Source organism: Nocardia sp. NPDC056000 (assembly GCF_042269265.1).
Taxonomy (GTDB): domain Bacteria; phylum Actinomycetota; class Actinomycetes; order Mycobacteriales; family Mycobacteriaceae; genus Nocardia.
The window spans coordinates 117,510-140,226 of record NZ_JBHJXS010000019.1 but is presented as its reverse complement, the minus strand read 5'-3'; the positions used below and the strand labels follow the sequence as shown (position 1 = coordinate 140,226).

18 protein-coding genes are annotated in these 22,717 nt (G+C 66.3%); 6 read left to right on the top strand and 12 right to left on the bottom strand.

Annotated features, from left to right (window positions below):
- The first annotated feature begins 31 nt into the window (after positions 1-31).
- The 5 genes from ACFC4D_RS42315 (at position 32) to ACFC4D_RS42295 (ending at position 7,212) form a co-directional block, all read left to right on the top strand.
- Positions 32-3,736, top strand: coding sequence for a nitrate reductase subunit alpha (locus ACFC4D_RS42315; RefSeq protein WP_376072051.1), 3,705 nt, complete (start codon positions 32-34; stop codon positions 3,734-3,736).
- A 10-nt stretch (positions 3,737-3,746) separates the two neighbouring features.
- The gene (narH, locus tag ACFC4D_RS42310) at positions 3,747-5,429 is read left to right on the top strand and encodes a nitrate reductase subunit beta (protein ID WP_376072114.1); all 1,683 of its coding nucleotides are present in this window, start codon (positions 3,747-3,749) and stop codon (positions 5,427-5,429) included.
- The gene (gene narJ / locus ACFC4D_RS42305; RefSeq protein WP_376072049.1) at positions 5,426-6,106 is read left to right on the top strand and encodes a nitrate reductase molybdenum cofactor assembly chaperone; all 681 of its coding nucleotides are present in this window, start codon (positions 5,426-5,428) and stop codon (positions 6,104-6,106) included. The genes narH and narJ overlap by 4 nt, the downstream gene beginning before the upstream one ends.
- Positions 6,103-6,837, top strand: a complete 735-nt coding sequence (gene narI / locus ACFC4D_RS42300) for a respiratory nitrate reductase subunit gamma (protein WP_376072046.1) — start codon at positions 6,103-6,105, stop codon at positions 6,835-6,837. Before narJ ends, narI begins: the two co-directional genes overlap by 4 nt.
- Before the next feature lie 159 nt (positions 6,838-6,996).
- On the top strand, positions 6,997-7,212 hold the full coding sequence (locus ACFC4D_RS42295) for a hypothetical protein (RefSeq protein ID WP_375965927.1): 216 nt from the start codon (positions 6,997-6,999) through the stop codon (positions 7,210-7,212).
- A gap of 53 nt (positions 7,213-7,265) precedes the next feature.
- Here the strand turns inward: ACFC4D_RS42295 and ACFC4D_RS42290 are convergent, their stop codons facing one another.
- Genes ACFC4D_RS42290 through ACFC4D_RS42270 form a run of 5 tightly spaced genes read right to left on the bottom strand, consistent with a single transcriptional unit; the run spans position 7,266 to position 14,085 of the window.
- Positions 7,266-8,045 carry an SDR family NAD(P)-dependent oxidoreductase gene (locus tag ACFC4D_RS42290; protein ID WP_376072043.1) on the bottom strand — a complete coding sequence of 260 codons (780 nt, stop codon included), beginning with the start codon at positions 8,043-8,045 and terminating at the stop codon, positions 7,266-7,268.
- A gap of 30 nt (positions 8,046-8,075) precedes the next feature.
- On the bottom strand, positions 8,076-9,827 hold the full coding sequence (locus ACFC4D_RS42285; RefSeq protein WP_376072041.1) for an amidohydrolase family protein: 1,752 nt from the start codon (positions 9,825-9,827) through the stop codon (positions 8,076-8,078).
- A 6-nt stretch (positions 9,828-9,833) separates the two neighbouring features.
- Entirely contained in the window at positions 9,834-11,492 is a 1,659-nt protein-coding gene (locus ACFC4D_RS42280; protein WP_376072038.1) for a class I adenylate-forming enzyme family protein, read from the bottom strand.
- Between the two features lie 60 nt (positions 11,493-11,552).
- Positions 11,553-12,701 (bottom strand): serine hydrolase domain-containing protein, encoded by a 1,149-nt coding sequence (locus tag ACFC4D_RS42275; RefSeq protein ID WP_376072035.1) that lies wholly within the window; start codon positions 12,699-12,701, stop codon positions 11,553-11,555.
- A 16-nt stretch (positions 12,702-12,717) separates the two neighbouring features.
- The gene (locus ACFC4D_RS42270) at positions 12,718-14,085 is read right to left on the bottom strand and encodes a flavin-containing monooxygenase (protein ID WP_375965915.1); all 1,368 of its coding nucleotides are present in this window, start codon (positions 14,083-14,085) and stop codon (positions 12,718-12,720) included.
- 206 nt (positions 14,086-14,291) lie between these two features.
- Between ACFC4D_RS42270 and ACFC4D_RS42265 the strand changes: the two genes are divergently transcribed.
- On the top strand, positions 14,292-14,945 hold the full coding sequence (locus ACFC4D_RS42265; protein WP_364639481.1) for a TetR/AcrR family transcriptional regulator: 654 nt from the start codon (positions 14,292-14,294) through the stop codon (positions 14,943-14,945).
- Positions 14,946-15,042: 97 nt separating this feature from the next.
- On the opposite strand, the gene ACFC4D_RS42260 is transcribed toward ACFC4D_RS42265, so the two are convergent.
- The 7 genes from ACFC4D_RS42260 to ACFC4D_RS42230 all read right to left on the bottom strand — a co-directional run bounded on the left by ACFC4D_RS42260 (position 15,043) and on the right by ACFC4D_RS42230 (position 22,659).
- Positions 15,043-15,453 carry a nuclear transport factor 2 family protein gene (locus tag ACFC4D_RS42260; protein WP_376072033.1) on the bottom strand — a complete coding sequence of 137 codons (411 nt, stop codon included), beginning with the start codon at positions 15,451-15,453 and terminating at the stop codon, positions 15,043-15,045.
- Positions 15,454-15,501: 48 nt separating this feature from the next.
- Positions 15,502-15,636 (bottom strand): hypothetical protein, encoded by a 135-nt coding sequence (locus ACFC4D_RS42255; RefSeq protein ID WP_364639487.1) that lies wholly within the window; start codon positions 15,634-15,636, stop codon positions 15,502-15,504.
- Positions 15,637-15,804: 168 nt separating this feature from the next.
- On the bottom strand, positions 15,805-16,611 hold the full coding sequence (locus ACFC4D_RS42250; protein ID WP_376072030.1) for a sirohydrochlorin chelatase: 807 nt from the start codon (positions 16,609-16,611) through the stop codon (positions 15,805-15,807).
- Positions 16,612-16,741: 130 nt separating this feature from the next.
- On the bottom strand, positions 16,742-18,118 hold the full coding sequence (locus ACFC4D_RS42245; RefSeq protein WP_376072027.1) for a uroporphyrinogen-III synthase: 1,377 nt from the start codon (positions 18,116-18,118) through the stop codon (positions 16,742-16,744).
- Positions 18,115-18,531, bottom strand: a complete 417-nt coding sequence (gene nirD, locus ACFC4D_RS42240; protein WP_376072024.1) for a nitrite reductase small subunit NirD — start codon at positions 18,529-18,531, stop codon at positions 18,115-18,117. The genes ACFC4D_RS42245 and nirD overlap by 4 nt, the downstream gene beginning before the upstream one ends.
- Before the next feature lie 100 nt (positions 18,532-18,631).
- Positions 18,632-21,169, bottom strand: coding sequence for a nitrite reductase large subunit NirB (nirB, locus tag ACFC4D_RS42235; RefSeq protein ID WP_364639499.1), 2,538 nt, complete (start codon positions 21,167-21,169; stop codon positions 18,632-18,634).
- A gap of 29 nt (positions 21,170-21,198) precedes the next feature.
- On the bottom strand, positions 21,199-22,659 hold the full coding sequence (locus tag ACFC4D_RS42230; RefSeq protein WP_376072021.1) for a nitrate/nitrite transporter: 1,461 nt from the start codon (positions 22,657-22,659) through the stop codon (positions 21,199-21,201).
- Positions 22,660-22,717: the final 58 nt, after the last annotated feature.

The window sequence follows — 22,717 nt, the reverse complement described above, 5'->3', positions numbered from 1 at the left end:
AGCCCGGTTCTTCACTCTCGATAGGGGCGTCATGGCTAACCCGCACACCGGAACTTCGTCCGGCGATGCACTGCTCCGATTGGGTAAATACTTCCAGCGCGGTGAGGTCTCCGGCGATTTGCGCACCCTGCATCAGGTGGGTGGGCGCGATGCGGACGAGTTCTATCGGGATCGGTGGTCGCATGACAAGGTGGTGCGGTCCACGCACGGTGTGAACTGCACCGGATCGTGCTCGTGGAAGATCTACGTCAAGGACGGCGTGATCACCTGGGAGTCGCAGCAGACGGACTACCCGTCCGTCGGCGCGGACAAGCCGGAGTACGAGCCGCGCGGCTGCCCACGTGGCGCGTCCTTCTCCTGGTACACGTATTCGCCCGCGCGCATTAGGTATCCGTACGTGCGCGGGGTGCTGCTGGAGCTGTACCGCGATGCCAAGACACGGCTGAAGGATCCGGTGCTGGCGTGGGAATCCATTGTCGAGGATCCCGAGACCGCCAAGACCTACAAGTCCGCGCGCGGTAAGGGCGGCTTCGTGCGCGCCGAATGGTGGGAGGCCGCCGAGATCGCCGCCGCCGCGCATGTGCACACCATCAAGAAGTACGGCCCGGACCGGGTGGCGGGCTTCTCCCCCATTCCGGCCATGTCGATGGTCTCGCATGCGGTTGGGGCGCGGTTCATTTCGCTCATCGGCGGTTCCATGCTGTCGTTCTACGACTGGTACGCCGATCTGCCGGTGGCGTCCCCGCAGGTGTTCGGCGATCAGACCGATGTGCCCGAATCCGCGGACTGGTTCGATGCCGGATACCTGATCATGTGGGGCTCCAATGTCCCGGTCACCCGCACCCCGGACGCGCACTATATGACCGAGGCGCGCTATCGCGGCCAGAAGGTCGTGGTGGTCTCCCCCGACTACGCCGACAACACCAAATTCGCCGATGAATGGGTGCCCGCGCGCCCCGGCACCGATGCCGCGCTCGCCATGGCCATGGGGCACGTGGTGCTGCGAGAGTTCTTCGTGGACAGGCGAACCGAACGTTTCGACGACTACATCAAGCGCTATACCGACCTGCCGTACCTCATCGCGCTGGACGATAAGGACGGCGTCGCGGTGCCCGGCAAATTCCTGACCGCCGCCGATCTCGGAATCACCGGGGAGAGCGTCGAATTCCAGCCGGTGCTGCTGGACGCGGACGGAAATCCGCGGGTGCCCAATGGTTCCCTGGGCCACCGCTTCACCGAGGCGGGTAAGGGCAAGTGGAACCTCGATCTCGGGGATGTCGATCCCCTGCTGACCCTGCACGGCCGCACCGATGACGCTGCGGCCGTGCAGTTCCCACGATTCGACGGGCCGTCAGCGGAGGTCCTCACCCGCGGCGTGCCGACCACCGTCATCGCGGGTAAACGGGTGACGACGGTGTTCGATCTGCTGCTGGCGCAGTACGGCGTCGCCCGCCCCGGCCTGCCCGGCAGCTGGCCGACCGGCTATGACGATCCGAGCGAGCCGTACACGCCCGCCTGGCAGGAGACCATCACCGGCGTCCCCGCCAAACAGGCCGAGCGCATCGCGCGCGAATTCGCCGATAACGCGGACCGTTCCGGCGGGCGCTCGATGATCCTGATGGGCGCGGGCACCAACCACTGGTTCCACAGCGATCAGATCTACCGCGCCTTCTTCACTTTGACACTGCTCACCGGCTGCCAGGGCGTGAATGGCGGCGGCTGGGCGCATTACGTGGGCCAGGAGAAGTGCCGACCCGTAACCGGTTGGTCCACACTGGCTTTCGCCTCGGACTGGCAGCGCCCGCCGCGCCAGATGCAGGGCACCGTGTTCTGGTACCTCACCAATGACCAGTGGCGGTACGACCCGTTCACCTCCGAAGCGTTCGCGTCTCCACTGGGCAAGGGCACCTTCTCCGGGCGCACGGCGGCCGACAATATCGCGCTCGCTTCACGTTTGGGCTGGATGCCGTCCTACCCGACGCTCAATCGCAATCCCCTCGACCTCGCCGATGAGGCCGAGGCCGCGGGCAAATCCGCCGCCGACTATGTGGTCGACGGCCTCAAATCCGGTGAGCTGCGCTTCGCCTGCGAGGACCCGGACGCCCCGGAGAACTTCCCGCGCGTGCTGACCGTCTGGCGCGCGAATCTGCTCGGCTCCTCCGGTAAGGGCAACGAGTACTTCCACAAACACCTGCTGGGCGCGGATTCGAATCTCCAGACCGCCGAGGCCACCGGCGTGCGCCCGCAGGAACTGGAATGGCGCGAGGAAGCGCCCACCGGGAAGCTGGATCTGCTGCTCTCCCTTGATTTCCGGATGACCAGCACCACGCTGTTCTCCGATATCGTGCTGCCCGCCGCCACCTGGTACGAGAAGCATGATCTGTCCTCCACCGATATGCACCCGTTCGTGCACGCTTTCACCCCCGCCATCTCGCCGCCGTGGGAGGCGCGCACCGATTTCGAGGCGTTCCACCGCATCGCGCGCGGCTTCTCCTGGCTCGCGGAAAAGCATCTGGGCGTGCGCAAGGACATAGTCGCAGTACCGCTCCAGCACGACAGCGCCGACGCGCTGGCACAGGCCGGTGGCCGGGTGCTGGATTGGAAGAAGGGTGAATGCGAGCCGATTCCGGGCGTCACCATGCCCAAAATCGTGGTGGTGGAACGGGATTACCCGAATGTCGCGGAGAAGATGGCGGCGCTGGGCCCGCTCGTGGAGCGCATGGGCTTGACCACCAAGGGCGTCACGACGGTTCCCGACGCCGAGGTCGAGTACCTGAAGGGTATGAACGGCACCGTGGTTTCCGGTGTGGCACAGGGGCGTCCGTCCCTGGCCAAGGACATTCACGCCGCCGAGGCCATTCTGGCGCTGTCCGGCACCACCAACGGCAGGCTCGCGGTGGAGGGCTTCCACGAACTGGAGAAGCGCACCGGCACCCAACTGGCCGATCTGGCCGCCGAACACGAGGGTAAGCGAATCACATTCGCGGACACCCAGGCTCGGCCGGTGCCGGTCATCACGTCACCGGAATGGTCCGGCAGTGAGACCGGCGGGCGCAGGTACTCCCCGTTCACCATCAATACCGAGCGGCTCAAGCCCTGGCACACGCTCACCGGGCGGCAGCACTTCTACCTCGACCACGACTGGATGATCGAACTCGGCGAACAATTGCCGATCTACCGGCCGCCATTGGATATGACGGCGCTGTTCAGCGAACCCGGCATCGGCAGGGTGACCGAGAACGGCGTCACCGTGCGGTATCTGACGCCGCACTCCAAATGGTCCATCCACTCGGCCTATCAGGACAACCTGCATATGCTGACGCTCTCGCGCGGCGGGCAGGCCATCTGGATGTCCGAGGTCGACGCCGCCAAAATCGGTGTGTCCGACAACGATTGGATCGAGGCCGTCAATCGCAACGGCGTGGTCGTCGCCCGCGCCATCGTCTCGCACCGCATGCCCGAGGGCACCGTATTCATGTATCACGCCCAGGACCGCGCGGTGAACGTGCCGCGCATCGAGGGACCGGCCGAGAATGCCGAGGGCGCAACGGAATTCAAGGGCCGGGGCAAGCGCGGCGGTATCCACAACGCGCTCACCCGCATCATGATCAAGCCCTCGCACCTCATCGGCGGGTACGCCCAGCAGTCCTTCGCGCTGAACTACCACGGCCCCACCGGAAATCAGCGCGATGAGGTCACCACCATCCGTCGGCGCAGCCAAGAAGTGGAGTACTGATATGCGCGTCATGGCACAGCTGGCGATGGTGATGAACCTCGACAAATGCATCGGCTGTCACACCTGCTCGGTCACCTGCAAACAGGCGTGGACCAATCGCGCGGGCACCGAGTACGTGTGGTTCAACAATGTGGAAACCCGTCCGGGACAGGGGTATCCGCGCCGCTACGAGGATCAGGAGAAGTGGAAGGGCGGGTGGACCCTGAACAAGCGGGGCCGCCTCACCCTCAAATCCGGGTCCCGGATGAAGCGGCTGCTCAATATCTTCGCCAACCCGGATCTGCCCACCGTGTCGGATTACTACGACCCGTGGAGCTACGACTACGACAATCTGCTGTCCGCACCGCAGATGGACACCACCCCGGTGGCGCGGCCCAAATCCCTTATTACGGGCGAGGATACGGACGTCACCTGGGGCGCGAACTGGGATGACTCGCTCGGTTCCGGCCCGGAGCAGGTCGGTAAGGACCCACTGCTCGCCAAGCTCTCCGAACAGGTGAAGCTCGAATTCGAGCAGACCTTCATGTTCTACCTGCCGCGTATCTGCGAGCACTGCCTGAACCCGTCCTGTGCGGCCGCCTGCCCGTCGGGGGCCATCTACAAGCGGTCCGAAGACGGCATCGTCCTGGTCGACCAGGACAAGTGCCGCGGCTGGCGGCAGTGCGTGAGCAGTTGCCCGTACAAGAAGATCTACTTCAACCACAAGACGGGCAAGGCGGAAAAGTGCACCTTCTGCTATCCGCGCGTGGAGGTCGGCATTCCGACGGTGTGCTCGGAAACCTGTGTGGGACGGCTGCGGTACATCGGCGTCATGCTCTACGACGCGGACGCGGTACTCGACGCCTGTTCGGTGACCGAGGACAAGGATCTGTATCCGGCGCAGCTCGGGGTGTTCCTCAATCCGCATGATCCGCGCGTGATCGCCGAGGCCGAGGCCGCGGGCATCTCCCCGGATTGGATTCAGGCGGCGCAGGATTCGCCGGTCTACAAGCTCATCGTCGACTACAAGATCGCGCTGCCGCTGCATCCGGAATACCGCACCATGCCGATGGTCTGGTACGTGCCGCCGCTGTCACCGGTGGTGGATGTGCTGTCCGAGACCGGGCACGACGGTGAGAACGCCTCGAACCTGTTCGGTGCGATCGACGCCCTGCGAATTCCCTTGGAATACCTCGCCGAATTGTTCACCGCGGGTGAGATCGGCCCGGTCCGCGATGCACTGCAACGACTGGCGGGCATGCGCGCGTTCATGCGGTCGATCAATCTCGGGCAGGAACCCGATATGGCGATTCCGGATTCGGTGCACCTCGAACCCGAGGAGATCGAGGCCATGTACCGGCTGCTCGCCATCGCCAAATACGAGCACCGCTATGTGATCCCCAACGGCGCGACATCGCGGGCGCACGAACTGGATTCGCTCGCCACCGGGTGTTCGCTGGACAACGACGGCGGGCCGGGGATGACGGCGTTCGATGTGATGGCCGAGAAGTTCCATCTCACCGATACCAATGGCGCTGCGCCGGAGGAGAAGTCGACCCGGGTCAACCTGCTGAACTGGGACGGCAAGAGCGCGAACGGCCTACTGCCCACCCGCAACGGCAACGCCAACGGCACGAACGGCGACGGCACGAACGGCGACGCTCCCCCCGGCGATGATGTGCCCGAACCGATTACGACGGGCGCGAGCCGATGAGCCTGCTGAAACTGCGCCGTCGCCCCGAACCGGTGATCGCGCTCTCGGAGCGGGACCGGCACCTGGTCTGGCGGCTGGCGGCACTGCTGCTGGACTATCCACACGAGCGCACCCTCGTCATGCTCGATGATTTGTCCAGCGCCGCAGCCGAATTGCCGCCCACGGTGCGCCCTCACCTGGAGGGCTTCCTCGATCACCTGGGCGCAACCTCCCCCATCGCACTGGCCCAGCAATACGTCGAGACCTTCGATATGCGCCGCCGCGCCAGCCTGCACCTGACCTTCTACGCCTACGGCGACACCCGCAAACGCGGTATGGCCCTGCTGCGTTTCAAGCACGCCTACCGTCAGGCGGGCGTCGAGCTCGGCGATCAGGAACTGCCCGATCATCTGCCGGTACTGCTGGAATTCGCCGCCACCGTGGACCCCATCGGCGGTGAACGCCTGCTCGGCGAACACGTCCCGGTGCTGGAGCTGCTGCGACTTTCGCTGTCCGACAGCGGATCTCCGTACGCCGGCATCCTGACCGCCGTCACCTGCACGCTGCCGCCGGTCACCACCGCCGATCGCCGTCGCATCGCCGAACTCGCCGCCCAGGGTCCGCCCGAGGAAGAGGTCGGCCTGGAACCCTTCGCCATGGACCCCCTGGCCTTCGCCGGATCGGAAGCCCGCCGATGACCCCCGCCCTCTGGCTGACGCTCCCCTACGTCGCCTTCACCTCCTTCGCCCTGGGCCATCTGTGGCGCTACCGCAATGACCAGTTCGGCTGGACCACCCGCTCCTCACAGGTCTACGAATCCCGGCTGCTGCGCCTGGGCAGTCCGCTGTTCCATTTCGGCATGCTCGGGGTGATCGGCGGACACGTGCTGGGTGTGCTCATCCCCGAGTCCTGGACCGATGCGGTCGGCATCTCCGAGCATCTGTATCACGTGGTGGCGGTCTCGGCGGGCACGGTCGCGGGCATCGCGGTGATCGCGGGCATCGCCATCCTGCTGTACCGGCGACTCACGGTGACCGCCGTCCGCATGGCCACCACCCGCAACGATCAGGTCATGTACGTCCTGCTGGCGGGGGCGCTCGTCACCGGCCTGCTGAATACGGTCGGCAGCAATCTGCTGTGGGGGACCTACAACTACCGCGAGACCGTCTCCCCGTGGTTCCGCAGCCTGTTCTCCATCCATCCCCAGCCCGAACTCATGGTCGGCACGCCCTGGACCTTCCAGGCGCACGGGCTGATCGTGCTGACCCTGATCGGCATCTGGCCGTACACCCGCCTGGTACACATGTTCAGCGCCCCGATCGGCTACCTCACCCGCCCGTACGTGGTCTACCGCAGCAAGGAGACCAACGCGGCCGACAAACGCCGCTTCGCCCGCGCCTGGGAAACCTCATCGCTGCCGCCGCGCTAGTTCGCGAAAACCCCCGTCGACCTGCCTTGTGACAAGCGACAAACGCGTTTCCGGGCGATCTCATTTCTATAACTCCGGCCACCAAGTAGGGTAAGGAATAGACGGTGTTGACCCGATTCATTCGGATACGGCAACCCGACACGGCCTGGGAAGACTTCTATGACCCTGATCAACCAGACCACCAACCTGCGCGATGAGCAGGGTGAGTTCGGTGCGGCACGCGCCGCGGAGAAGGCCGCCTGCGCCAAGCAGAACGCGCAGGCCAGGCATACGGTCGCCGGGCACGCACTCGACGCGGCCGATTGCGAATACCTCCTGCAGATGCTGGGTCTGGACGCGGCCAGCCTCGGCCCGGACGGTCTCGCCAAGGATTGAAAAAGCAACTGCCGGTCACCAGAATTTCTGATGACCGGCAGGGGTAACCGTATTTACCCGGCGAGTTTGGCCAGGTTCGGGAAATTGCTGATTTCCCAGCCGCCGTCCACCACCAGTTCGGTACCGGTGATGTACGAGGCGTCGGCACTGGCGAGGAACAGGCACGGCGCGGCGACCTGTTCCGCCGTGGCCGCCGCACCCAGCGGAATACGGTCCAGGAACATCTGTTTCGCCGGTTCGTACCCCATGACCGCCGCCACCAGCGGGGTGTCGACGAGGCCGGGCAGCACCGAGTTCACTCGAATTCCGTACTGGGCCAACTCCAATGCGGCGTTCTTGCTGAACATCACCACACCGGCCTTACCGGTGGCATAGGCGCTGCCGCCCGGCATCGGCACGCGGCTGTCCAACGACGAGATGTTCACGATCGCACCGCCACCGGACTCGCGCATCAGGCGCGCTTCGTGTTTGGTGCAGAGGAACACGCTCTTCTGCACCAGATCGACGGTGAAATCCCAATCGGATTCGTCGAGATCGGTGACCGCGCCGATGCGGGAACCGCCCGCCACATTGAAGGCCGCGTCCAGGCGGCCGAAACGCTCTGCGGCAATGGCGATTCCGGCGGCGATCTGCGCCTCCACCGTCACATCGGCCACGGCCGGGACGAAGGCGTCGCCGAGTTCGGCGACCTTCTTCTGCAAACCGGCCTCATCGATATCGAGGCCGACCACCGAAGCGCCCTCGGCCACCAGTGCGGTGGCGATGGCCGAACCGATACCGGAGGCCGCACCGGTCACCACGGCGGTCTTACCGGCGAATCGTGCTGTGCTCATACTGAATTCCCTGATCTGCTCATTGATGCGCTACTGCCCGCGCCGACCGGCGCGCAGGAACTGCCCGGTGCGCTGTTTACCGAGGGCCGGGGATTTCTCGCCAAGCCCGAAGACGTGCTCACCGTTCACCAGGACCGCGGTGACGGTGTCGTCATTGCGATTGACCATGCGAGAGAGGTTGTCGTACTCGGGAATCGGGTTCTCCGCGTACGCGTCCAGGCTCTCGTCCAGGTGCGCCGGATCGATGATCACCACATCGGCGCGATCACCGACGCGCAGGTGCCCGGCGTCCAGGTCGTACCAGTCCGCCAGCTCGCCCGTGACGCGGTGCACGGCGTGCTCCAGGGTCATGAACGGCTGCCCGGCCTGCTGCGCCCGATTGACCCGCCGCAGCAGGCGCAGGCCGAAGTTGTAGAAGGCCATATTGCGCAGGTGCGCGCCCGCATCGGAAAAGCCCAGTTGCACACTGGGATCCGCGGCGAGCTGATCGAGCACCTCGGGCCGGTGGTTGGAGATGGTGGTGCGCCAGCGCACCTTGGGGCCGTACTCCACCACCAGATCCAGGAAGGCGTCCACCGGATGCACGCCGCCGCGATCCACGCCGACCTGACCGAAGGTCTTGCCGATCACGCTCGCGTCCGGGCATTCGGTGATCTCGGCATCGAAGAAGTCCCGATGCCAGACCCGCGGACCCCACTTCTTGTCGTAATCCCTGCGGAACCAGCGCCGGTAGTTCTCGTCGGCGAGCAGCTCGCGTCGCTCGTCGATCTGATTGGACAGGTGCAAAGCGGCCGCACCGGAACCGAATTCCTCGAACACCGGCAGATCGATGCCGTCCGAGTAGACCTCGAACGGCACCGGCAGATGCTGCCAGCGGAAATCGCCGCCGAGCCGGTTCAGGACCTTGCCGATGAGCGGGAAGACCTTCACCACACCGGGGATCGCCTTGATATCGGCGGCCGAGAGCAGGCTGACCTTCAGATTCGGCCGGAAGATGCCGAGACTGCTCACCGCCATGGCGACCAGGCTCTGTGGGCGGGCCACATCGGGACCGCCCTGGAGCGCCCGCTTACGTTCGCGCAGAATGCGATTCAGCCGCCGCCGTTCCTTCGGCTTGGCGTAGGTGGAGGGCAGTGTGCGCGAGCGGCACACCTCACCGTCGAGCTTGTCGAACAGCAGCTGCTGTGAGGACATGCCGACGAATCCGGCGTCGAGGGCCTCGGACAGCTTGTGTTCCATGGCCCGCAACTCGGATTCGGTGGGCGTGACATCGGGACTGGTGGCCCGCTCCAAACCCATCTGCGCCGACCGGATATCCGAATGACCGATGAAGGCAGCGAGATTCGCGCCCAGCGGCAGCGATTCCAGCGCCGCCACATAGCTGTGCGCGCTGTTCCAGGTCTTGAGCCCGTCGACGGCGGCCACCACGTGTTTGCGCGGAATGGCCTCCACTCGGCCGAACAGGTCACCGGCGTCGGAGCCGTTCACGTGCACGGTCGAGAGCGAGCACGACCCGAGCAGAATCGTGGTGACGCCGTGCCGCAGCGATTCCGACAGCGTCGGATCCAGCAGCACCTCCACGTCGTAGTGGGTGTGGATATCGACCATGCCCGGAATGACCCACTGCCCGGCGGCGTCTATTACTCGCGCACAATCGGTTTCGTCCAGCGGGGTGGCACTGACGACGGCGATCCGGCCGCCGCTGATGCCGATATCACGGATGGCCGAGGGCGCGCCGGTGCCGTCGAACCAGCGGCCGCCCTTGATAATGGTGTCGTACACGGTGATTCACTCCCCCAGCGATAGTTCGCGGCGCAGCACCTTGCCGGTCGCATTGCGCGGCAGGGCGTCCGCGGTGATGAGCCAGCGCGCGGGCACCTTGAAGTACGCCAGCCGCTGTGCCACGTGATCGCGCAGCTCATCCTCGGTGACCGAATCCGGGTCCGCGACAACGATAATGGCCGCGACCTCCTGCCCGAGATCCTCGTGCGGTACGCCGAGCACCGCGGATTCGCGCACCAGCGGATGCTCATCGAGGGCGTTCTCGATCTCCGCCGGGTAGACGTTCTCGCCGCCGCGCAGAATGAGATCCGAACGCCGCCCGGCCATTTGCAGCAGGCCGCCGGAGACGAAACCGAAGTCACCGGTGCGCAGCCAGCGATTCTCATCGATGGAGGCGGCGGTGGCGGCCGGATCGTTGTAGTAGCCGAGCATGACGTACGGGCTACGCACGCAGATCTCGCCCTCGGTGCCGTCCGGCACGACTTTGCCTTCGGCATCGCGGATTTCGATGGCGACGCCGACGATCGGCCGCCCCACGGTCTCCGGATTCGCGATCAGGTCCGGCGGGGTCGCCACGGTGGCGGCGGTACCGCTCTCGGTGCAGCCGTAGCTGGTGGTCAACGCGACCTGGGCCACCGGCACCCGCTCGCGCAGGCGCTGATGCAGGGCGGGCGAGGACGGCGCGGTGTTCAGCGACAGCGCCGACAGCGAGGACAGATCGTATTGCGCGACATCGACATCGAGCAGTCGGCTGGCCATGGTCGGCACCGCCGCCCAATTGGTGATGCGCTCGGATTCGATGAGCCCCAGAATCTTCTCGGCGTCGAAACCGCCGCTGTGGAAGATGACGGCGTCACCGGTGGTGAGACGCGGAATCACCAGATTGTGCAGGCTCGCGATATGGAACAGCGGCGAGGTGTTGAGGTAGCGCCGATTCGTCGGCGAACCATCCCATGGCAGCCCGCGGAAGCCCGCCGCCAGCGCATCGGTGAAACGGTGATAATCGCTGACCGCCACCATATTCCGCTGTGAGTGCACCACGCCCTTGGGGCGGCCGGTGGTGCCGCTGGTGTAGAGGATGCAGGCCGGATCCTCCTCGGCCACTTCGGCGGTCGGGTACTGCCCCGCGAATTCCTCGGTCAGCGCCGGAAGGTCGTTCTCCATGGTGATCACGGGCACCTGTGCGCCCGAATCCGCCAGTAGCGCGGCCCGTTTGGCGTCCGCGACGACCACCTTCGGCTCGGTGTGCCCGATACCGTAGGCGATCTCCTGCGGGGCCCACCAGGCGTTGTAGCCGACCGGGATCGCGCCCAAACGCTGTGCGGCCCAGAAGGTCAGCACCCATTCGGGGGTATTGGCGGCCAGAATGCCGACCCGATCGCCCTTGCCGACGCCGTAGCGTTCGGCCAGTGCGGCGGCGAGCGCGCCCGCCGCCTCGTAGTGCTGGGCGTAGGTCAGCCGGGAATCGGCGGTGACCAGGTAGTCGCGGTCGCCGAGTTCGCGCGAATCCTCCAGCAGTTCCAGCAGGGAGCGCCGCCGATTGCGGAATACCGGAATGGTCGCGCCGAGCACCGGTTCCACGGTGATCTCGAACGGGCCGCCGGGACCGGTCAGGCCACCGGCGATCTGCGCCGCGAGCGCTTGGAGGTCAACAGCTTTGGTCATGAATCTGATCCTCGAGTATGTGGTGGGTCCGCGTACCGATATTGCCGTTTCTCCGCGCGCTCACGCGCTGCCCCGCACCGCGGCGAAGGCCGCCTTCAGGTAGGCGTCCGCGCGGTCGGAGCCGATCAGGCCGGGGGCCATGCGATTCATGGTGTACGCGAAGGTCACCCGGTGATCGAGATCGTTGACGACCATGGAGCCGCCGAGCCCGCCCCACCAGCACACCCGGCCGTCCGGGACATTCGGCACCGTCTGCGCGTGCGGCAGGCCGTAACCGATACCGAAGCGCAGCGGCAGCAGGATCGCCAGGTCCACACCGTCGGTCTGCTCGTCGAAGATGAGGTCGATCGTCTTCTCGGACAGGTACTTCCGGCCGCTGAGCTCCCCGCCATTGCTGATCAGCGATTGGATGCGCGCCACCGAGCGCGCGTTGCCCTGACCGTTCACGCCGCCGATCTCGGCATCGCGCCATTCCGGCGTGCCGCACATCTCGAAATCGAGCAGCGGCTGGAACAGCGTCTTGTACATGACGCTGTCCTGCGGCAGCAGCGATTGATCGAACTCCGGGTACTCCGGCGGCACCAGGGTGGCGATGCGATCGGAATACTGTGCGGCCCCGCCGATGTGGAAGTCCGCGCCGAGCGGACCGGCCAGCTCGTCGGCGAAGAACTTCCCCAGGGTGCGGCCGTCGATGCGGCGGATCAGCTCACCGATCAGATGCCCGTAGTTGAGCGCGTGATAGCCCGAGACGGTGCCCGGCTCCCACCACGGCTCCTGTTCGGCCAGCCGCGCGGTGGAGGACTCCCGCTCGTAGATATCGGGCACCTCGATCGGGGCTTCCCAGCCCGAGACGCCCGAGGTGTGCGAAAGCAGGTGCCGCACTTCGATATCGGCCTTGCCATTGGCCGCGAACTCCGGCCAGTAGTGCGCCACCTTCTCGTGCACATCAAGCGCGCCCTGATCGACCAGCAGCAGGGCGCTGAGCGCGGTCATGGTCTTGGTGACCGAGAAGGCGTTCACCAGGGTGTCCGCGCCCCAGCGCCGGGTGCGCTCGGGGTCCGCGTGCCCGCCCCACAGATCGACGACGGTATCGCCCTCGACCGTGATGCACAGGGACGCGCCCAATTCCGCCCCGGACTCCACCTGTTCGGTGAAAGCCGTACGGACATCGGCGAATTCGTCGGCGCAGAATCCAGCCACGTTGCTCATTCCGATCCGCCCTTTCTCAGACTCGGACGGCCGCGCGGGCCGGGACCGGTAGCTCATGACCCTGTGCCGCGGCGCGTTTCGCACCGCGCGCCAGCTCGCGCTGGAGATCGCGCACATAGGGCTCGAATTCGATCTGGATGGTGTGCCGCGGCGAGTCGTAGTACTGGCCGCTGCGCTTCTCCTCGGCCAGGCGCATGGCCTCGGCCATCTCGGCCTCGGACGGCAGCCGGTAATTGCCGGTCAGATAGGCGGCGACCAGCTTGGACTGCTGTTCGGCGAAGTTCACCAGCGTCGGCATGGGCTGGGCCAGGCCGAGATAGAAGAGATTGTCGATGCCCGGCTTGATCATCTGCCGGTACAGCGGAATCATATTGCGCGCATCGGGCACCAGTTCCGCATCGGAGAAGAACGGGAAGCTGATGTGATATCCGGTGGCGCACAACACCACATCCACCTCCTCCACGCTGCCGTCCGCGAAATGCACGTTCTTGCCGTCCAGGCGGGTGATGGCGGGTTTGAAGTCGATATCGCCGCAACCGGCGCGGTGCAGGAATTCCTCACTCGCGGACGGATGCGCCTCGAACGGCAGATGATCCGGCTTGGGCAGGCCGTAATCCTCCATGTAGCCGCGATTCTTGACCACGAAGCGCTGTTTCAGCTTGAGCCCCAGCTTCTTCGGCATCCACGGCGGCAGCGACGCCTTATCGCCGACCTTGCCGTTCACATACTTGGGCAGCACCCAGACACCGCGCCGCGCGGACAGGAAGAACTTCGAGGCGATGAACTTCTGCGACAGCTCGGTGGCGATATCCAGCCCCGAATTGCCCATGCCCACGACCACGATTCGCTTGCCGCGCATATCGATCGGATCGAACGGATCGTTGTAGGCGTGTGAATGCATGAGCACACCGTCGAATTCACCCGGGTAGTCCGGCATCCGCGGATCCCAGTGGTGGCCGTTGCACACCAGCAGGACGTCATAGGTTTCGGTGCGGCCGGTATCGGTGCTGATCTGCCACAGGCCCTCGGCATCGCGCTTGGCCGAGATCACCTTGGTGTTCAGGATGATTCGATCGCCGAAGCCGAAATGCTCGACGTAATCCTTGAAGTACTGGTGCAGCTGGGTGTGGTGCGGGAAGTCAGGCCACTCATCCGGGGCCGGGTAATCCTCGAAGGCCAGCCGGAACTTGGAGGTGTCGATGTGCAGGCTCTGATAGCAGGCCGACATGCCGTTCGGGTTCTTGAAGTACCAATTGCCGCCGATCTGATCCGACGCCTCATAGCAATCGAAGGGGATGCCGTACTCGGCAAGCCGCTTGGCGGCAGTGATGCCGGACGGGCCGGCGCCGATAACGCACACCCTGGGCAACTCGCGTGTTTCCAATGCACTCTCCTGGCTTCGGCCGCAGGTCACACTCCACGGCCGGACGTGATGTGACACACACGCTAGCATTCGCTAGACATGGTGTCTAGTGAATCTACAAACGTCTATTATCGGGAGGGAAACACCGGCAGACGTAGACTCGAGCATCGGAAAAGGCCGCCGCACGGGCGCCTTTCGCTCACCCCGAACCAAGGCGGCCAGCACCCATGCAGACCGAACCGGCCACTGACCCCGCACCCGTCGCGGGGGTGACCACCCGGCGCACCTCACTGCGCGATGAGCAGAAACGGCTCACCCGCAGCAGGCTCATCGACGCGGCCAAACAGCTGTTCACCACCCAGGGGTACGCACCCGTGCGAGTGGACGACATCGCCGCGGCGGTCGGATGCAGCCGCGCCACCTTCTATCTGCACTTCACCGGCAAACCGGATGTACTGCGGGCCATCGCCGCCCAGGGCGCACTGCCCAGCGTGCAGCATTTCTACGAGGATCTGGACCATGTGCTCGACACCGGATCGCGCGAGGAGTTCGCGGCCTGGATGCGGCGGTCCATCGACTGGTTCCAGGAGTACAAGGATCTGCTGCCCGCCTGGGATGAGGCGACGGCGCTGGAACCGGAGTTCCGGGAAGTGGCGCGCGAGGGCATTCTCGCGGTGCCGAATGTGATGACGTCATATCTGTCGCGCTGGCCCGAGGGGCAGCAGGATGAGGCGCGACTGCGGATCGAATTGCTGGTGGCGCAGTTGGAGCGGTTCTTCACGCGCTGGGCCATGCAGGGCACGATCGACGTCTCGGCCGAGGAGGCCGCGACGGTGCTGACCGATATCTGGTTCCCGGCATTGCAAACACCCGGGGCCTGAGAGCTATTGGCGATGCCGGTCAGCGTGGATCGGCAAATGCCTCTCGTTGGGGGCTGGCAAATGCGCTGCGGTGGGCGCTGGCAAATGCCCAGTTGCCTCAGCTCGCGATGAATGTGGTGCGGGCTTGTTTCAATTCCCAGAAGGCGCGCAGCGCAATGATTTTCCCCGCCGAATTCACGCGATAGGTGAAGACGCCGTCCACCTCGGTGGCACGCTCCGCGCGCTCGCTGCGAATGGTTCCGATGAACGCCACCTCATCGCCACAGGCATAGGAATCGGTGAGCCGGAAGTCGATGGCACTGGGGGCGATGGCCATATCCCAGAAGGCGGCAATGGCATCGAGGCCGAAATGGCCCGCGCCGACGGGATCGTACGGGGAGATACCGATGGGGTCCTCGACCCGCGCGTCCGGCGCGAACAGGGCCAGCCACTCCGCCTTGCGTTTACCGCGCACCGCGGCCTGTGAGGCGAGACCGGCACGGCGGGCGGGATGTTCGGCATCGGACATGCCGCCATCCTGTGCCCGCCGTAGTCGATAGTCGACCGGGAATTCCGGTCAGCGGGCGGCGGCGGAACCCGTCCAGCCGAAGCCCGCACCCGGGGTGACAGCCGGATCATTGGCATTGACCTGCGCGCTGCACGCCTCATCGCTCAAGCCGGACGCCTTGCACGCCGTCCACGGGTCGTACATCGGCACAGCGGAGGCAGGGGCGAAAGACCCTGCGGCACAACCTGCAATCAGACCGACAGTGACAACCAGCTTCTTCACCGGGAAACCCTTCGAGCGAAATGGAATTTCCTGGCACATTGCCATGGCACTGCGAAAACTGCCAAACAATCGAAGATTTCGGCGATTCGGTCAGGCGGCGCGAACGGTGCGCAATGTGCCCGCCGCGATGCGATAGCGATCGATGAGCAAACGCACGATCGCGGGGTGCACACCGATCGGCTCGGCCACTCCGTCCGCGCCCGCGCCATGCAGCCGCTCATGGAAAAGACCGTGCGCCAGCAGATACGACGCGATGAAAACCCGCTGTGCGCCCGCCGCCCGCAATTCGGCGACCACCTCGGGCACCTTCGGCTCACCGGTGGCGATATACGCCACCCGCACCGGCGCGGCGATCTGCTCGGCCAGCAGTCCCGCCGCCCGCCGCACATCCCGGCGCGCCCGCGCATCCGATGATCCGGCGGCCGCGAACACCACCGCGTCACCGGGCCGCCAACCGGCAGCCCGCAACCGCATCCGCATCACCGCGGCCAGGGCCGGATCCGGCCCCATGGCCCGGGTGATCGCGACCGCGCCGTGCGCACTCGCCGCCACCTCTCGCGGCACATCCTGATACACGTGATAGCCGGACGCCAGGAACGCCGGAACCACAACGGCGGGAACATCATCCACGTCGCGCAACACCTCGGACGGCGAAGGCCCGAGCACATCCACGAACGCCGTCCGCACCCGCGGCACCTCGGAAGATGCCGATGCGCCCCCGAACGGCGCACCGGCACCAGCTTCCGCCCGCACCGCGAAATCCGCTGTGCGAGTGACACGTCCGTCGGCCTGCGCCTCCAGCTCGCGCGAAACGGCCTCGGCCAGCGCCGCGATCATCTCCACACCGCGCGCACTCCTGGTGCCGTGCGCCACCAGAATCAGCGCGGGGGTGTTCACAGGGCCTCCGTATGGGACGCGCGGCGCACGCGAACGGCACCGGCGCTCCGGACAGCTGCAGTCGAATTCGCCAGGTGGGCAACCGGTTCCGCCATCATCATGACGTCGCGCGCGTTGAGCGCCGGGGTGTTCACCAGACCTCCGCGACGGGGGCGGGGCGGATCGGGCGGACGGGTGCGCCGGAGCCGGTGACGGCGGGACGCGGCGGGAAGACCGGGTGTGCCGCGCCGTTCATCGGGGAGTCGGCGGGACGGGCGATGGCGGGGCCGCGCGCCGGGATGTCCTGGCGTGGCGGGAAACCTGTTGCCCGGGAGGGGAATTGCGAGCGCGCGGCTGGGGTCGGGGTCTGGACCGGGCGCGGGTTGTCGATGCATTCGGCCGGGTCCAGGGCGAGGCGGTAGCCGCGTTTGACGACGGTTTGAATGGCCTTGGGGGTGCCCAGGCCCGCGCGCAGGCGGGCGATGGCGGTTTCCACGGCGTGGGTGTCATCGCCGCCGCCGGGGAGGGCGGCGAGCAGATCCTCGCGGGAGACCACGCGACCGGCCTGGCGGGCCAGCGAACGCATGAGAGCCATTGGGGCCGGGGCCAATTGGCGCACCTGACCGTCCACCACGACGCACGCACCGCGCACGCTCAGGATGTGACCGGCGGCCTGGATGCGGTTGGCACGGCGCGGAAGTTCTTCCGCCACATGGCGAGCCAGCGCGCCGAGCCGGGCGCGACCGGGCATGGTGGTGGCGACACCGAGTTCCTCCAGCGGCGCGGCGGTGATCGGGCCGACGCACGCGGCCAGCACACGACCCCGGAAGGCGTGCAGGATCGCATCGAGCAATCCGGTTTCCTTGGCGCGCATCAGAAGTGAGGCCACGGCGGGCGCACTGGTGAAGGTCACGCAGTCCAGGCCACCGGTGACGATGCCCTCGATGAGGCGATCCATCGGGGTGCGGTCCTCGGGCGGAATCCAGCGGTAGACCGGTACCGGCACCACATCGGCTCCGGCACAGCGCAATACCTCGCAGAAGTCCGGGACCGGCTCCCACTCGGTGGTCGCGCCGTGCAACTGCACCGCGATCCGCATACCCTCGACGCCCTGGGCGAGCAGATGATCGAGCACCTCGGCGGAGGATTCGGACGCGGGCGACCATTCCTCACGCAGTTCGGCGGCGCGAATCGCGCCCTTGGCCTTGGGGCCGCGCGCCAGCATGCGGGTGGTGGCCAGGGTTTCGCGCAGTTCCTCGGCCAGTCCCCAACCCTCGGCGGCCTCCATCCAGCCCCGGAATCCGATCCCGGTGGTGGCAACGGTGAGCTGCGGCGGTTCGGCGATCAGCTGGCGGGTGACCCGCTCCAGCTCGGTGTCATCGGCGAGCGGAATGATTCGAATCGCCGGTGCGGAAACAATATTCGCGCCCCGGCGGGTGAGCAGCGTACCGAGCTCATCGGCCCGGCGCGCCGCCGTGATGCCGACCGTGAATCCGGCCAGCGGGGTTCCAGCGTCGACCTCGGTCATGCCGTACCGCCGTCGAACGCTCCAGGCTCACCGGGAAAACGCATGGGCTCGGTGGCCACCGAGACCACACCGTCGACCACGCGCACCGCGTGCACCGGCACCGATACCGCGTCATCATCGAGGCAGCGCCCGTCGATGAGCGAGAACGCCTGCTTGAGCAGCGGCGAAGCCACCACGGGCACCCCGCCGCGGTCGCCGACGATGCCGCGCGACATGACCGCCGCCCGGCCGAACGGATCGATATTGCCGATGGCGTACAACGTGCCGTCGGTGGTCAAGAAAAGCGCCGCCTGACGGCCGCCCTTCAGCAATACCGCAACGCCGCGGCCGGGAATCAGATAATCGAGTCGGCATGCCGGGGTCCAGCCGGCGAGGCTGGTCGCGGTGCCTGGTGTGTCGATCACGGTGGTCATCGGTACTCTCCTCCGAACGCCCTCACCTATTGATACGGACGTCCTGTTTCCGGGCGGTTAAGCGGTCATTTCCCGTAGGTGGCGATGGCTGAGCCGCTGATCACAGCGAATCGGCCGCCTTGATCGGCGGAATTCCCAGCAACACCGGCACCTTGCGCTCACCGCTCTCGTCGAAGGCGATGGTCGGATCCGCCTCTTCCGGGGCGTTCACGAACGATACGAAGCGGGACAGCTTCTCCTCGTCCTCGAGCACGGCGGCCCATTCGTCGCGGTAGCCATCCACGTGCCGGGCCATGGCGGCTTCCAGATCGGCGGCGATGCCGAGGCTGTCCTCGCAGACGACGGCCTTGAGGTAGTCGATGCCGCCTTCCAGTGCCTCCTGCCACGGCGCGGTGCGCTGCAACCGGTCGGCGGTGCGGATGTAGAACATGAGGTAGCGGTCGATATAGCTGATCAGCGTCTCGTCATCGAGTTCACCGGCCAGCAGCACCGCGTGCTTCGGGGTGAGACCGCCATTGCCGCCGACGTACAGGTTCCAGCCGTGCTCGGTGGCGATGACGCCGACGTCCTTACCGCGCGCCTCCGCGCATTCGCGGGCGCACCCGGATACGCCCAGCTTCAGCTTGTGCGGGGAACGCAAACCGCGGTAACGCTTTTCGAGCAGTACCGCCATGCCGACCGAATCCTGCTGGCCGTAGCGGCACCAGGTGGAGCCGACGCAGGACTTCACCGTGCGCAGCGATTTGCCGTACGCGTGCCCGGATTCCATGCCCGCGTCGACCAGGCGCTGCCAGATCAGCGGCAACTGCTCGACCCGCGCGCCGAACAGGTCGATGCGCTGACCGCCGGTGACCTTCACGTACAGATCGAATTCCTTGGCGACCTGGCCGATGGTGATGAGCTGTTCGGCGGTCACCTCACCGCCGGGCATGCGCGGCACCACCGAATAGGTGCCGTTCTTCTGCAGGTTCGCCAGGAAGTGGTCGTTGGTGTCCTGCAGCGCGGCCTGCTCACCGTCCAGGATGTGATCGCTGGAGGTCGAGGCCAGGATGGAGGCCACGGTCGGCTTGCAGATATCGCACCCGGTGCCGGTGCCGTGCTTGGCGATCAGACCGGAGAAGGTGCGGATGCCGGTGGACTGGATGATGTGGAACAGCTCGGCGCGGGACTGCGTGAAGTGCTCGCACAGCGACTTCGAGACCGCGACGCCCGACTGCTCCAGCAGCTTCTTGAGCATGGGAACGCAACCGCCGCAGGAGGTTCCGGCATTGGTGCAGCTCTTGATGGCCGGAACATCGCACGCGCCGTCGGCGATGGCGCCGCAGATCGAACCCTTGGAAACGTTGTTGCAGGAACAGATCTGGGCGTCATCGGGCAGTGCGTCCGCACCCAGTTCCGCACCGGCCGGGGAGATCAGCGCGGCCGGTTCGGCGGGCAGCGGGCGTCCGACCAGCGGGCGCAGCGAGGAGTACGCGGTGGCATCGCCGACCAGCACGCCGCCGAGCAGCGTCTTGGCGTCATCGGAGACAACGAGTTTGGCGTAGGTGCCCTTGGCGGCATCGTGCAGCACCACCGAGAGCGCGCCCTCGGTGCGGGCGTGCGCGTCACCGAAGCTGGCCACGTCCACACCGAGCAGCTTGAGCTTGGTGGACAGGTCCGCACCCGGGAATTCCCCAGCGCCACCGAGCAATCGGTCCGCGACGACCTCGGCGGTGCTGTAGCCGGGGGCGACCAAGCCGTAGCAGACGCCCTCGATCGCGGCGACCTCGCCGATGGCGTAGATGTTCGGGTCGGAGGTTCGCAGGCTCAGGTCGGTGATGATGCCGCCGCGCGGGCCGACCTCGATGCCGGCCGTGCGGGCGATCTCATCGCGGGGGCGCACGCCCGCCGCGAACACCACCAGGGCGGCGCGCAGCTGCGACTCGTCCGAGAAAGTGACGTTCAACTTCTCCGAAAGCGGTGCGTCCGCGATGGTTTCGATACTGGAGGTGCCGACGCCGGTGTGCACGTGCAGGCCCAGTTCGGTGACCAGCTTGGCCAGGATCGCGCCGCCGCCCTCATCGATCTGGGCGGGCATCAGCCACTGGTTGAACTCGACCACGTGCGGGGTCATGCCGAGCAGGCGCAGCGCGTTGGCGGCCTCCAGGCCGAGTAGACCGCCGCCGACGACCACGCCGACCGCGCCCGGACCGGCGGCCTCGGCGGTGGCGCGAATGCCGTCCAGATCCTCGAGGGTGCGGTAGACGAAGCATTCGGGCTCGTCATGACCGGGGACCGGCGGTACGAAGGCGTACGAACCGGTCGCGAGAACCAGTGCGTCATAACCGATTACGTCACCGGTCGAGGTGGTGACCTTGCGCGCCGCCTTGTCGATCGCGTCGGCGCGCACGCCCAGGCGCACCTGCACCAGCTCGTCGCCCGGGTAGTCGTTACCCGGCAGCGCGAGTGCCGCGGTCTCCCATTCGCCCACGTAGGACGAGAGGCCGACTCGGTCGTACGCGGCCAGCCGCTCCTCGCTGAGCACGATGACCTGCCAGTCACCGGCGTCGTCGCGGGAGCGCAGCGCCTCCACGAAACGGTGTCCCACCATGCCGTGGCCGACGACCACCGCGGTCTTGCGTTCGACTGAGTTCGTCATGACAGGTCCTTTCGGGACGACGGTGCGGGTCAGACCCGGGCCGACGTGGTGGACGGGGAGTCGGATTGCACCGCTTCGGCTTTCAGCACCAGCGCCTCGGCCTCGGTGACCACCTCGGAATCGAGGGCCTTGAGACTCGGGCGGCGCATGAAAACCGTCCAGCAGACCAGGCCGCAGATCACGTAGAAGGCCATGAAGACCCAGAAGGCGGTGGTGGCGGAGCTGGTGGAGGCGTAGGAGGAGCGCAGCACCAGGTTGATGCCGACACCGCCCAGCGCGCCGATCGCGCCGACGAAACCGATGAGCGCGCCGGAAGTGTTCTGCGCCCACGCCGCGCGGGTCGCCGAATCACCCTCGATGCCACGGGATTTCGCCTCGAAAACGGACGGGATGATCTTGGTGACCGCACCGTTGCCGAACCCGGAGATGATGAACAACGCGGTGAAACCGATGATCAGCGCGACCAGCACGCCGCCCTTGGGGCTGCCGGTGCCGTCACCCAGGGTGCTGGACACCGCGACCACCGCGGCGGCCGTCGTCATGGCCCCGAAGGTGTACAGCGTGACCCGGCTGCCGCCGATGCGATCGGCCCACTTACCGCCGTAGGGGCGGGCCAGCGAACCGAGCAGCGGACCGATGAAGGCGATCTGCGCCGTGTGCAGCGCCGCGGCGGCCGCGGTCGCGCCGCCCGCCTTGAAGCTGATCTGCAACACCTGGCCGAACGCGAAGCTGTAGCCGATGAACGAACCGAAGGTGCCGATGTACAGGAAGGCGATGGCCCAGGACTGCGGTACCCGCAGCGCCTTGAGCATGTAGGACAGATCCGCCTTCTGGTTCTTGACGTTGTCCATATTGATCGCCGCGCCCAGCGCCGCGACCACGATGAGCGCCAAATACACCAGGCAGACCACCGAGGCATTGCCGTACGCGTTGCCCAGGGTGGCGATGACCGCCAGGCCGATCAGCTGGATCACCGGCACGCCGATATTGCCGCCGCCGGCGTTCATGCCCAGCGCCCAGCCCTTGAGCCGCTGCGGGTAGAAGACGTTGATATTCGACATCGACGAGGAGAAGTTGCCGCCGCCCAGGCCCGCGAACGCCGCGATCACCAGGAAGGTGGTGTACGAGGTGCCCGGCTTGTTGATGAAGTACAGCGTCAGCAGCACCGGCACCAGCAGCGCCAGCGCGCTGAAGATGGTCCAGTTGCGCCCGCCGAACCTGGCGGTGGCGACGGTGTACGGAATCCGCATGACACCGCCGACCAGGGTCGGCACCGCACCCAGGAAGAACTTTCCGGCGGTGTCGATGTGGAAGACGTTGGTGGGCATGAACAGCACCATGACCGACCAGATCGACCACACCGAGAATCCGATGTGCTCGGCGAACACCGACCAGATCAGATTGCGCCGGGCGATGGCCTTACCACCGGATTCCCAGGCTTGAACATCCTCGGCATCCCAGTGTTCGATGTCGCGATTGCGCGTCAGCATCTTCCCGGCCTCCCTGAAATCTTGATGACCTCAAGGTAGGAAACGGGTATTGCCGAAA